Genomic DNA, 12198 nt, shown 5'->3' on the forward strand with positions numbered 1-12198 from the left:
CCCTGTGATTAAACAGGGTTTTATAACTTTTAACCGCTAGTTAGAAGAATAAAATACTTTACACTTACTTACTAGTGTCGATTGGATCGAACGACTTAACTAAATCATCAATCGCTTTCATTTGAGTTAAGTAGTTCTCTAATTGATGCAATGGCAGTGCACATGGACCATCGCACTTAGCGTTGTCAGGATCTGGGTGAGCTTCAATGAACAAACCAGCTAAACCTAACGCCATTCCGCTACGTGCAAGCTCAGTTGCTTGAGCGCGGCGTCCACCAGCACTATCGCTTCGTCCACCAGGGCGTTGCAGCGCATGAGTTGCATCGAAGATCACCGGGTAACCGGTTTGCTTCATTTCATCCATACCAAGCATATCAACAACTAAGTTATTGTAACCAAAGCTTGAGCCACGCTCACACAGCATAATTTCATCATTACCTGCTTCATTAAACTTGGTGATGATATGACGCATTTCATGTGGCGCTAAAAACTGTGGCTTTTTCACATTAATGATGGCGCCAGTCTTTGCCATCGCCACCACCAAATCAGTTTGGCGAGCAAGGAACGCTGGTAATTGAATAACATCAACAACCTCTGCTACCGGCGCACACTGGTGTACTTCATGCACATCGGTAATGATAGGTAGGTTGAAAGTCGACTTAATCTCTTCAAAAATCTTTAAGCCTGCTTCCATGCCTGGGCCACGATAAGAGTTAACAGATGAGCGGTTTGCCTTATCAAAAGAGGCCTTAAACACATAAGGGATCCCTAGCTTTTGCGTCACTTCAGCATAAGTCTCAGCAATTTGCATCGCTAAGTCGCGTGACTCAAGTACGTTCATGCCGCCAAACAGTACAAAAGGCTTATCGTTAGCGATTTCAATCGAACCTAAACTAATGATTTTATTACTCATCAATCTTTTCTCTCTTCATGAGCCAAGGCCTATGCCTCAGCATTAATCAAATACACAATCGCTGCCGCGTTAACTCGCCACAGCTTGTAAAATCTGGCCACAAATCCATGCCATATAAGTGCCTAAAGCATAGCCTAATACCGCAAGAAGCACACCCACAGGTGCAAGTGCCGGATGGAAGGCTGCAGCGACTACAGGAGCCGATGCCGCACCACCAACGTTAGCTTGGCTACCCACTGCCATATAAAACAGCGGTGCTTTAATCAATTTTGCCACAATCAGCATAAAGCTAGCATGTACTAACATCCAAATCATACCAATGGCAAAGTACCAAAGGTTTTCGGTATCGGCGAGTTTGGATACATCCATATGCAAACCAATGGTTGCCACTAAAATATATAAAAATGCTGAAGCGACTTTTGATGCTCCCGCAGCTTCTAAGTGGCGAACTCGAGTAAATGACATCGCTAAACCAATAGAGGTTACCGTAACAATCAACCAGAAAAAATTCGAGGTTAAGCTGTAGTCACGTGTCCATGGATAGTTAGTTTCAAAAAATGGTCCTAAAAAGTCTGCGGCAATATGTGCAACACCGGTTACACCGAAACCAACCGCCGCAATCATCATAAAGTCGTTAAGGCTTGGAATACGAGCATTTTCAGCATGGTATTTCTCAACCTTGTCTTTTAGTGCTTCTAGTGCTGAAGTATCTGCGCCAGTTTTTGCATCTATTTGCTTAGCTTTTGAGGCCATAAACAGCAGTACTGCCATCCAAATATTAGCCACAATCACATCAACGGTGACCATAATTGAGAAAATGTCACCACCAGCCTCATAAATCTCTTTCATTGCCGCTTGGTTAGCGCCGCCACCAATCCAGCTTCCCGCTAGTGTTGTCATGCCACGCCATACCGCATCAGGACCAGTAACGCCTAAAATCTCAGGGTGAATTGCAGAGACAATCAATAAGGCAATCGGTCCACCGATAACAATTCCCACGGTACCTGTTAAGAACATGACAATCGCTTTAGGCCCTAAAGACATAATCGCTTTTAAGTCGACACTTAAAATCAATAACACTAAACAAGCGGGTAGTAAGTAGCGCGATGCCACATAGTAAAGCTGCGATGCTTTGCCGTCGATAATGTCGAAGGTATTGAGTAACGACGGCAAAAAGTAACACATCAATAAAGCGGGTACGAATGTGTAAAACTTCTTCCAAAATGCATTACTGCTATTGCTGGTATAAAATACAAAACCAAGCACGACAGCTAAAATACCTAACGCTGTTGCGTCATTAGTCACCAACGCCGTGGTGACTGTATCGCTACTACTCATGAAATCTATCCCCTTGAAATTGGCATTGTTTGCCTAATTATTATTTTCAAATCTTCAATTTTATGTTTTGCTATTTTTTATTTTTATGGCGCTGCTAATGTTTAGAAAGCTTGTTTGAAAACACTGCGCGATCTTTCGCACCTGAGCAAATCTAGTTTATTCAGGCGTATCAACACAAAAGGGCCTAAATGGCCCTATTGTATGACTTAATGGAAAGTTTCAACTTCCTCTTTAAGTTCTTTTAATTGCATTTTCACCAGTTCAATCACTGGATCATGCGGACTGTTCTCGACAAAATGAGCTAAATCCGCCGCAGCAACACTAATACAGCCGAGTTGTTGGGCGATAAATGCACGTTCACGATTTAAATTTAAATCATTACTATGCCACTGCAGCAATAAATTACAGCACTCTAATGCTGGTTCAAAGTTATGTGCCACAATACTGCCCGCTTTCATCTCGTGGATCATTCGCGAGATAATACGTTTAACGCTCGCTGGCTTTAAATAACTTGGCTTGAACTTAGCTGCATTACCTAGCTCACCGCGGACAAATACGTGTAACTGATGCTTTGAAAGCTCGCTACCGGTTAATGGCTCGAAATAACGAACCTCATTATCAATGCGGCTGCAAAGTACGGTTTGCCCCGGCAATAACAGTAGATCTAGTTGCAAGTCCAACTGCTTAGCAAGCAGCATCAACACCGTTGCTAAGGTAGTGCTATTACCTTGTCTTGAGGTAATGCATTTACCAAGATCTGCTGATGCTGCGCTGTAATAGTCTTCACGAGCGCAAAAGCCTAGATCGTTATAAAACCAACGAAATAGGCCATTCAAACGTTCATGTCTATCGACTACATAAAAGCTCAATACTGAGCCTGCTAGCTCTAGCCACGCCCAATTGGCGTTTTTCACTTTAGAAAAGCCTAAATGCTCGGCTATTTCAAATGCAGTTTCCGGCAGTTGAATAGAATCGTTATGGGTTAAATCAGCCATTAACCGAGTAATACTCCTTGCTTAAGAATCGCAAGTTTAGCTGCGTAAACAATCCAGCCAATAGCACCAAAGGCCGCGAATATTTTAAATAGCGCGTTACGATCTGCTTTTAATGCGATAGTCGCTAACGCAATATAAGCAACCACAGCGCCAAGCTTTTCAGTCAACCATGGATCAACAAAAGGATACTGTTGAATTTGGAAGCATAAAATTAGACCTGATAGTAGTAAGAAAGTATCGATAACATGTGGTGCTATCTTGATGGCTTTCTTTTCTAACACTGGTGATTTACGCATATGGAGCACAAAGCGGACTAAGAAAAACAATACGCTGGTCGCAATGAGCGTCATATGCATGTGTTTGAACGCTGGATATAAACTGTAAAAAGTGTCCATAAATAAAGGTCTTTTAGCTGATAAAGGCGGCTAGTGTACCCCATACCTTGAACCATAACCAATATCAGGCGATGACAAGTAGCAGAACCGCACAAAGTTTAACCGCATTAATTTTTTCGACGCGAGAAAATCAATAAAAAAGGCACTATATGTAGTGCCTTTTAGACCTGCTATGACTGAGGTTTAACGCGGCCAACGGCCAAGTGTACAGCGATCATTACTACCAAAATCTCTGACCGTTGCCACATTTTCGTAGCCTAGCTCGATTAACTTCTCTCTCAACTCTATTGCTTGCTGATAACCGTGCTCAAGTAGCAAATAACCACCTGGTGCTAAATAATCACGGGCGCACTCTGCAATATGGAACAGATCTGCAAACCCTCTTAACGGCGCAGTTAACGCACTTTGCGGCTCAAAGCGAACATCACCTTGGGATAGATGCTCATCTTCTTCATCAATATAAGGAGGATTAGACACAATTAAGTTAAAGTCGTAACACTCAACGGCATCAAACCAGTCACTCTGAAATACATCGACCTGTTCTAGCTTTAGGTTGCTGCGATTCTCTTTAGCTAATGCGACCGCCTCTTCCACTTTATCAATGGCGCACACCTGCCAGTCATTACGCTCATGAGCAAGTGACAACGCTATCGCACCAGTTCCGGTACCGAGATCCAGCACTTTCGCATTTTCAGCCAAGGGCAAGTTCAAAGCTGTCTCAACTAAAATTTCCGTATCTGGACGCGGAATAAGCGTAGTTGGATTGACTTTGAACGGCAGTGACCAAAACTCTCGCTCGCCAACAATATGCGCAATTGGCTTGCCCCGTAATCGCTTAGCAAGCATTTGCTTAAACTCAAACACCTCTTCAGGCTCTAAGCTTTTTTCAGGCCAAGTGTATAAATAGCTACGTGGTTTACTGATAACGTGCAATAGCATCACCTCTGCATCTAATGCTGCAGAGTCTGAAATACTTTCAAGCTGAGTTGAGGCCCATTTAAGGGCCCCAGAGATAGTTAGTTGCAAGGAATATCCTTATTCATCTGTAGCACAGTATGAGGAGGCTAAAATTTACGCTTCACCAAGTGCTGCAAGCATATCCGCTTGGTTTTCTTGGATCAGAGGCTCAATGACTACGTCAATATCGCCTTCCATAAATTCACCTAAGCGGTACAGCGTCAAGTTAATACGGTGTTCACTCACACGACCTTGCGGGAAGTTGTAAGTACGAATACGCTCAGAACGGTCACCACTGGTTACCAAGTTACGGCGAGTACTCTCTTCTGCGCTACGGCGCTTCTCGTCTTCAACCGCTTGAATACGAGCTGCCAGTACGCTCATAGCTTGTGCACGGTTTTTATGCTGAGAACGTTGATCCTGACACTCAACTACAATACCCGTTGGAATATGGGTAATACGAATAGCTGAGTCAGTTTTGTTCACGTGCTGACCACCCGCGCCCGATGCACGGAACGTATCGACTTTCAAGTCAGCCTTGTTAATCTCAATCGCTTCAGCTTCAGGAATTTCAGGTAACACAATCACTGTACAAGCAGAGGTATGCACACGACCTTGAGATTCTGTCTCAGGTACACGCTGGACACGGTGACCGCCTGATTCAAACTTCAGCTTACCGTAAACACCTTCACCACTGATTTTTGCAATGACTTCTTTAAAGCCGCCATGTTCACCTTCGTTGGTGTTCATCACTTCTATTTGCCAGCGCTTACTTTCAGCGTATTTACTGTACATACGGAAAAGATCACCAGCGAAAATAGCTGCTTCATCACCACCCGCGCCAGCACGGATCTCAACGAAACAGTTATTGTCATCATTAGGATCTTTTGGAAGCAGAAGAATTTGTAATTCATCTTCTAGCGTTGCAATGGCAGCCTTGGCCGCCTTGAACTCTTCTTGAGCCATCTCTTTCAGATCTGGATCATCTTCTTCCATCATCTCTTTTGCTGACTCAAGATCTTCTTCAGCTTGCTGATATGATTGGAAAGCTTTAACTACATCTTCTAATTGAGAGTATTCTTTAGACAAGGCGCGAAAACGCTCCTGATCAGCAATTACCTCAGCATCGCTCAGTAACGCCAATACTTCTTCATTACGTTCAAGTAAGCCTTCTAGCTTACGAATCACACTGTCCTTCATTTAAACGCTAACCTTAGTCTTTATCTAGTCCAAGCACAGCTCTTAATTGTCCAAGAGAATTCAAATCCCCTTGGCGACTCGCAGCGGTAAGCGCTTGTGTCGGCGCATGGATCAGCTTATTGGTGAGCTTATTGGCAAGTTCCAGTAAGACTTGCTCACAGTTACCACCTTGGGCCAATTTATTGACCGCTCGCTCTACCAACTCATCTTTTATCGCCATACTTTGGGTGCGATATTCACGAATACTGTCAACCGACTCCAATGAGCGGATCCATTCCATGAACTGATGAGCTTGATCGTCTGCAATTAATTCTGCTTGCTCGGCGGCTTCTCTTCGAGAGGCCATATTCTGTTCAATAATGCTTTGCAGGTCATCGACGGTATAGAGGAATGCATCATCTAAATCCGCAACCTCAGCCTCAATATCTCGAGGAACTGCTATATCAACCAATAACATAGGTTGATGACGACGTTGCTTAAGCGCTTTTTCTACCATGCCTTTACCGAGGATCGGTAACGGGCTAGCCGTAGAGGATATCACGATATCGGCCTTAGGGAGAAAATCTGGGATCTGTTCTAGTGTAATTGCTGTTGCACCGAACTCTTCACACATGGCTTCAGCACGTGAAATTGTTCGGTTTGCAACCACCATAGTGCTCACACCGTTATCTTTTAAGTGACGCGCAACTAGCTCAATAGTCTCACCCGCACCGACCAATAAGACCTGGGTCGTACTCAGTGATGAGAAAATATGCTTCGCCATGCTTACAGCTGCGAATGCAACCGATACTGCAGCTGCGCCAATTTCAGTTTCGGTACGAATTTTTTTAGCAACGGAAAAGGTATTTTGAAATAGCTTATCCATTGTAGAACCGACACTGCCAGCCTCTTTCGCTTTCACAAAAGATTGTTTAACTTGGCCTAAAATTTGTGGTTCACCCAAAATCAGCGAATCTAAACCAGCAGATACACGCATCAAATGCTTGACCGCTTCTTGACCTTGATATTGGTACAAGCAAGGCTCAACAGCTTCATGGGAGAGTTGGTGATATTCTTCCAGCCACGCAACCACATCAGCGGCTTCACTGTTATTACAGTAAAGTTCTGTACGGTTACAGGTGGATATGATGACGGCTTCGCCCGATGGAGTAATAGCCGCAAGACTTTTCATGGCATCATGAATTTTGTCTGGTGCGAAAGCAACTTTCTCACGTAGGTCGACCGTGGCCGTTTTATGGTTAATTCCGATTGCTACAAGGCTCATTTGACTCGTTCTGGACTCTTGGGCATCTCATTTATGGCTGCCATTCTACTGAATTGATTTTGTTAAAAACAGAATACGCTTAACAAAACCGAATAATAATCTCGGTTCTTACCCATTTTTTCAATTAGCATCACTTTTTTAACTATTTTCACATAGATATTTCACGCTTTAAGCCCAATAAGCATTGTGCAATATGGTTATTTTTGCATATGGGCATTGGTAATTTATCCAAGCCCTCGTATCATAAGGGCTCTTTTATATCAGTAATAGATGAATAATTTGAGCCGGTTCACAAAAAACACTTATCTATGGGTGATGCTAAGCACTATTTTTATTAGTGGTTGCTCAACTACCATACCAGACAACCTCATTCCCGTCTCTGTTAACAAAGTACAGCAAGCTAGCGCGTGGGAAATGCAAGGTAAACTCGCAGTGAGAACCTCGCAAGATCGCTTTAGTACCAATATTTATTGGTTACATAGTCCCCACAGAGACGAGTTAACCCTTACCACTGTGCTTGGTACTACCTTATTATCTTTATCTAGCCAAGATGGTCTTGTCACCTTGAGTGTAGACGGTGAAACTTATCAAGATACCAATGCTCAGCGACTACTTACTCGTGTATCAGGTTGGTCAATTCCGATTGACTCTTTACCTCTTTGGCTAACAGGACAATTAACCGCAGGCGATAAACTCATCAGTAGTGACAGTCAACAACGGCCAAGTAAACTCGTCAATTCACAACAATTACCACCGTGGCAAGTTGAGTTTAAAAGCTGGCAAAAACAAAGTGGCGCTGATGTACCTAGACTACTTAATTTAACCCGCGGCGATCTGCGCCTAAAATTACAGCTTAATAAATGGCAAGCACTTGCTCCAGAAAACCAAGCCTTGATTAAACCGATATCAAGCCCAGAGAACTCTTTATGACTACGCAACTGTCAATGGGCTGGCCTGCCCCAGCTAAACTGAACTTATTTCTTCATGTAAATGCTCGACGTGAAGATGGCTACCATGAACTGCAAACACTATTTCAGTTTGTTGAACATTGCGATTACTTAGATTTCAAAGTATTAAATAAGCCAACTCTTAAGTTACACTCAAATATGTCTGGCGTTGTTGCTGACAGCGATAACTTAATTCTCAAGGCCGCAAAATCCCTACAAGATCGAACAAATTGTCAGCAAGGCGCAGAGATCTGGTTAGATAAACGTCTACCTATGGGCGGTGGCCTTGGTGGCGGTTCGTCTGATGCAGCAACCACTTTAGTGGCCTTAAATAAGCTATGGGGTACCGGTTTATCAAGCCGTGAGCTTGCTGAAATTGGCTTAACTTTAGGTGCTGATGTACCTGTTTTTATTAATGGTTTTGCTGCATTTGCCGAAGGTGTTGGCGAAAAACTACAGAATGTTGAACCAAGCGAGCATTGGTATTTGGTCATTATTCCTGATGTCCACGTATCTACAGCCGAGATCTTCCAAGACCCAGATTTACCAAGAAATACCCCAAAGGTCAGCCTTGATTCATTAATGAACAGCCCATGGAAAAATGACTGCCAAGCTTTAGTCGCAAAACGTCACCCTCAAGTTGCCAAAGCCTTGGAGTGGCTGCTAGAATATGCGCCGTCCAGAATGACCGGAACCGGAGCATGCGTTTTTGGTCAATTCGAACAGGAGCATGAAGCTAAAGATGTATTGGCTAAACTGCCGGCATCGACTAAAGCTTTCATTGCGAAAGGGGCAAATAAATCGCCGTTAATGTTGAGATTAGCTCAACGTTAACCACTTTCTGGGAAACGTTCTCCCAGCCACAATCATGAAGCATACGCCTGAGGTTCCTACAGTGCCTGACATTAAACTTTTTGCCGGTAACGCTACACCTAGTCTCGCTAAGAAGATAGCCGATCGTCTATTTTGTAAACTTGGAGACGCAGAGGTAGGCGTTTTCAGTGACGGCGAAATCAGTGTCCAAATTAATGAAAATGTACGTGGTGCGGATGTGTTCATCATTCAATCTACTTGCGCTCCTACTAACGATAACCTAATGGAACTTATCGTTATGGTTGACGCGCTTCGTCGTGCATCAGCTGGTCGTATTACAGCAGTTATTCCTTACTTTGGTTACGCGCGTCAGGACCGTCGTGTTCGTAGTGCTCGTGTACCTATCACAGCTAAAGTTGTAGCAGATTTCCTATCAAGCGTTGGTGTTGACCGCGTATTGACTTGTGATCTACACGCTGAGCAAATTCAAGGTTTCTTCGATGTTCCTGTTGATAACGTTTTTGGTAGCCCTGTACTACTAGAAGACATGTTAGCTAAGAACCTAGAAAACCCTGTTGTTGTTTCTCCAGACATCGGTGGCGTGGTTCGTGCTCGTGCAGTAGCTAAACTACTAGATGATTCTGATTTAGCAATTATTGACAAGCGTCGCCCGCAAGCAAACGTTGCGCAAGTAATGCATATCATTGGTGATGTTCAAGGCCGTGACTGTATCATCGTTGATGACATGATCGACACTGGTGGTACATTATGTAAAGCAGCTGAAGCATTAAAAGAGCACGGTGCAAACCGCGTATTTGCTTATGCTACTCACCCAGTATTCTCTGGTAACGCTGCTAAAAACATCGCTGAGTCGGTAATCGACGAAGTTATCGTTACAGATACCATCCCATTGAGCCCTGAAATTGCTGCGCTAGACAAGGTTTCACAATTAACTATGTCTACCGTTATGGCTGAAGCTATTCGCCGTGTAAGCAATGAAGAATCAATCTCTGCAATGTTTAAGCACTAATTCTTGATGAATTAAGCTAAACAAGCAGTAATAAAAACGCACTCCATAGAGTGCGTTTTTTTATGCCTTATCTTTAGTTAATCATTTAATACCAATCAGTATAAGAAGTTGATCTACTCAGAGCGTTTTTGGCAATCTAATTCAAGGCGAATAATTGAAAGAATGGTTGCTCCCTTGTGAAGTTATTCAACGAAGAAGTAGGCAGCCAAAAACGCTCCAGAATGGCGAGTTTTAGCGGCGCTGATACTGCGTTAACAAGCTCGAACGTAGAACAACTATGCTCTTCACTCGTTGCCTTGTCTCAGTGCCGCTAAATTCTCGCTGAGCGACCAAATCTTTATACTAATTGGTATAAGTCAATTGCGCCGGTAGACTCTTAATAAACTTATTGTATTTAAGCTTATAAAACAGGCTTTGACCGTACTTTTGCTGAATTACAGGCAATGTGTGCTGAATATGAAAGTCCCCGAATCGGCCAAGATCTATCGTGTTTAAATAGCGGCTAACTAAAGGTAAATGCGCGATATCAAACTCTGCTAAGGCCGCAATAATATCTGATAAAGCGGCTTTATGTTGGCTACTTCTTAGAGAGCAAGCATCCCCATAGTCACAGAGATCTTCAACCATCAGCGCCATCAGCTCTGCTGCCGTCGGTAACTCAATAGTCATCGCTGCAAACTCCGCTTCAGTGCGTTTGCTACCATCCCTGTCTTCAATTAACCACTCAAGACGACTCCCTTTGACATGTTCAGCCAAACAAGCCGTGCGCTGCCGCATTTGTTGTAATCCCTCAAGCAAACATTCGGGCAAAGCTAGATAGTCGATATTAATAACGTTAAGCCCTTCCTCGGTATAGGCCATTCTGTATACCTCAGACATCGCTAATTCTGCTTGCTTGCCATCTTGATAACCAACCACCAGTTGTTCAAATTCATTATCACAAGGCTTAACTTTGCTGATATCGACCACTTTAATATCAAAATTGATCACTGCTAATTGCTGCTCGCTTAAGCTCTGTAGATGATAACCATATTGATGAAATGCAACCTGATTAAGTGGGTTTGGCCAATCTGCAGACTCATTTAATTGCACCGGCTTCACTAGCGCTGACATAGCAGCTAATTGGTGTTCTTGCTGGCGATTACTCAAATAAATCTTACGTAGTACGCCATCTCTCCAGCACAGCCAGCAAGCATCTTCATTATCGCTAAATCGAATACCTTTAAGGGTATCAACCCACTCCTCAAGGGCATCTTCCAACTCATCGTCATCTACCTCTTCATCAGCAAAATACGCTTTTAGAGTCTGACGTATATCTATATCAAGCATCTGCTCAGAATCGTTGCCCAGCCAACGAAGTGTTTTCACCCATAGCGTATTAAAGCTATTAAGATCGATAAGTTGTAACTGAAACCCCAGTTGCAGCTCACCATCACTTTCTTTGTATGGCAAGGCATCAACAAACGGTAGCAACGCGAGATCTCGTTTAGGGCACAGGGCAAGCATATTGCGAATTTTGAATCGGCCTGCTGCTGGGAGGCTGTTGAGCGCGTGGTATTCAGCCTCTGCAGTAACAGGGTTAATAACCCAGAAACCTTGGCTTCGTTTATGCAAATCTCTGCTGCGTTTATGATAGAAAAGAAAGTTACCGTCACTGCGGCGATGTAGCTGTTGAATGTCGAGATACTCTGGCAATTGCATCTCACCAATAAGGCTCCAATCTCTTAAAGACCAACCATAAAGTCGATCCCCTTGCTCGTCATCCATTGGCGCTGTAATGGCATACCAAAACTCTTGCCTTGTTTTATCAAGCCAGCCTTTACCACCGTCTATGCCCATCACTTGCAAACTGATAAACAGAGTCAGCTCACCTTCAACATTACCTTTGTAGATCTGGCCTGTCGTGGCTGCCACCACAAACTCATTATCGTTATAAAACTCTGCTAGGCTAATATCATGTTCACTACGCAATTCACTAAGTTCATGCTGCCAATGCAGTGCATTACGTCCATCAGACAAAGGCGAAAGTAACTGTAGCTCAACGGAAAGTGGGGAATTCGGTATATGTAATATAAAGGGAAGTTTCATTATTGATTCCATAACGGTAGCAAACGTTTCAATCACTTAGCGAGAAAATTTACCGCTTATAGCAATTAGTATCAACTTATAAAGTGAAGACAAAATAGAATAGCAAGGGTTGCTAACGCGGTTTAAAAATGAGAGAACGACAGATGCAAAAAAGCCCATCCGAAGATGGGCTTTTCTTATATGGCTGGGGTACCAGGATTTGAACCTGGGAATGCCGAGATCAAAACCCGGTGCCTTACCGCTTGGCGATACCCCAAT

12 protein-coding genes and 1 tRNA gene are annotated in these 12198 nt (G+C 43.4%); 4 read left to right on the plus strand and 9 right to left on the minus strand.

From position 1 onward, the window contains the following. Positions 1-64 precede the first annotated feature (64 nt). The 7 genes from kdsA to hemA form a co-directional block, all read right to left on the minus strand. Positions 65-913 carry a 3-deoxy-8-phosphooctulonate synthase gene (gene kdsA, locus L884_RS0120290; RefSeq protein WP_028769204.1) on the minus strand — a complete coding sequence of 283 codons (849 nt, stop codon included), beginning with the start codon at positions 911-913 and terminating at the stop codon, positions 65-67. Between the two features lie 69 nt (positions 914-982). After that, positions 983-2251, minus strand: a complete 1269-nt coding sequence (locus L884_RS0120295) for a DUF819 family protein (RefSeq protein ID WP_028769205.1) — start codon at positions 2249-2251, stop codon at positions 983-985. Positions 2252-2457: 206 nt separating this feature from the next. After that, on the minus strand, positions 2458-3246 hold the full coding sequence (locus tag L884_RS0120300; RefSeq protein ID WP_028769206.1) for a transglutaminase family protein: 789 nt from the start codon (positions 3244-3246) through the stop codon (positions 2458-2460). Further along, positions 3246-3641, minus strand: a complete 396-nt coding sequence (locus L884_RS0120305; protein ID WP_028769207.1) for a SirB2 family protein — start codon at positions 3639-3641, stop codon at positions 3246-3248. Before L884_RS0120305 ends, L884_RS0120300 begins: the two co-directional genes overlap by 1 nt. Positions 3642-3824: 183 nt before the next feature. Next, the gene (prmC, locus tag L884_RS0120310; RefSeq protein WP_028769208.1) at positions 3825-4667 is read right to left on the minus strand and encodes a peptide chain release factor N(5)-glutamine methyltransferase; all 843 of its coding nucleotides are present in this window, start codon (positions 4665-4667) and stop codon (positions 3825-3827) included. Between the two features lie 45 nt (positions 4668-4712). Next, positions 4713-5798: a peptide chain release factor 1 gene (gene prfA / locus L884_RS0120315; RefSeq protein WP_028769209.1), complete on the minus strand. Its 1086-nt coding sequence runs from the start codon at positions 5796-5798 to the stop codon at positions 4713-4715. 13 nt (positions 5799-5811) lie between these two features. Continuing rightward, entirely contained in the window at positions 5812-7062 is a 1251-nt protein-coding gene (hemA, locus tag L884_RS0120320; protein ID WP_028769210.1) for a glutamyl-tRNA reductase, read from the minus strand. A 270-nt stretch (positions 7063-7332) separates the two neighbouring features. Between hemA and lolB the strand changes: the two genes are divergently transcribed. From lolB to L884_RS23340, 4 genes are all read left to right on the plus strand, one after another. After that, positions 7333-7992 (plus strand): lipoprotein insertase outer membrane protein LolB, encoded by a 660-nt coding sequence (gene lolB, locus L884_RS0120325; RefSeq protein ID WP_028769211.1) that lies wholly within the window; start codon positions 7333-7335, stop codon positions 7990-7992. After that, positions 7989-8843 (plus strand): 4-(cytidine 5'-diphospho)-2-C-methyl-D-erythritol kinase, encoded by an 855-nt coding sequence (ispE, locus tag L884_RS0120330; protein ID WP_028769212.1) that lies wholly within the window; start codon positions 7989-7991, stop codon positions 8841-8843. Before lolB ends, ispE begins: the two co-directional genes overlap by 4 nt. A 61-nt stretch (positions 8844-8904) precedes the next feature. Further along, the gene (locus L884_RS0120335) at positions 8905-9852 is read left to right on the plus strand and encodes a ribose-phosphate pyrophosphokinase (protein ID WP_028769213.1); all 948 of its coding nucleotides are present in this window, start codon (positions 8905-8907) and stop codon (positions 9850-9852) included. A gap of 176 nt (positions 9853-10028) precedes the next feature. Beyond that, positions 10029-10166, plus strand: a complete 138-nt coding sequence (locus tag L884_RS23340; protein WP_156925732.1) for a hypothetical protein — start codon at positions 10029-10031, stop codon at positions 10164-10166. Positions 10167-10194: 28 nt separating this feature from the next. Here L884_RS23340 and L884_RS23345 read toward each other — a convergent pair whose 3' ends face one another. Further along, a complete protein-coding gene (locus tag L884_RS23345; RefSeq protein WP_028769214.1) occupies positions 10195-11940 on the minus strand; it encodes a hypothetical protein in 1746 nt (581 codons plus the stop codon). A gap of 181 nt (positions 11941-12121) precedes the next feature. Then, positions 12122-12196: transfer RNA gene (locus tag L884_RS0120345), tRNA-Gln, on the minus strand. Positions 12197-12198: the final 2 nt, after the last annotated feature.

Origin of the sequence: Shewanella fidelis ATCC BAA-318 (assembly GCF_000518605.1) — a bacterium.
Lineage (GTDB): Bacteria > Pseudomonadota > Gammaproteobacteria > Enterobacterales > Shewanellaceae > Shewanella > Shewanella fidelis.

What these genes read in the sequence shown, in the direction of transcription:
- L884_RS23345 (WP_028769214.1), bottom strand. Translation starts at nt 11,940, where the DNA reads ATGAAACTTCCCTTTATATTACATATACCGAATTCCCCACTTTCCGTT.
- kdsA (WP_028769204.1), bottom strand. Translation starts at nt 913, where the DNA reads ATGAGTAATAAAATCATTAGTTTAGGTTCGATTGAAATCGCTAACGAT.
- L884_RS0120305 (WP_028769207.1), bottom strand. Translation starts at nt 3,641, where the DNA reads ATGGACACTTTTTACAGTTTATATCCAGCGTTCAAACACATGCATATG.
- ispE (WP_028769212.1), top strand. Translation starts at nt 7,989, where the DNA reads ATGACTACGCAACTGTCAATGGGCTGGCCTGCCCCAGCTAAACTGAAC.
- lolB (WP_028769211.1), top strand. Translation starts at nt 7,333, where the DNA reads ATGAATAATTTGAGCCGGTTCACAAAAAACACTTATCTATGGGTGATG.
- prfA (WP_028769209.1), bottom strand. Translation starts at nt 5,798, where the DNA reads ATGAAGGACAGTGTGATTCGTAAGCTAGAAGGCTTACTTGAACGTAAT.
- L884_RS0120300 (WP_028769206.1), bottom strand. Translation starts at nt 3,246, where the DNA reads ATGGCTGATTTAACCCATAACGATTCTATTCAACTGCCGGAAACTGCA.
- hemA (WP_028769210.1), bottom strand. Translation starts at nt 7,062, where the DNA reads ATGAGCCTTGTAGCAATCGGAATTAACCATAAAACGGCCACGGTCGAC.
- L884_RS0120295 (WP_028769205.1), bottom strand. Translation starts at nt 2,251, where the DNA reads ATGAGTAGTAGCGATACAGTCACCACGGCGTTGGTGACTAATGACGCA.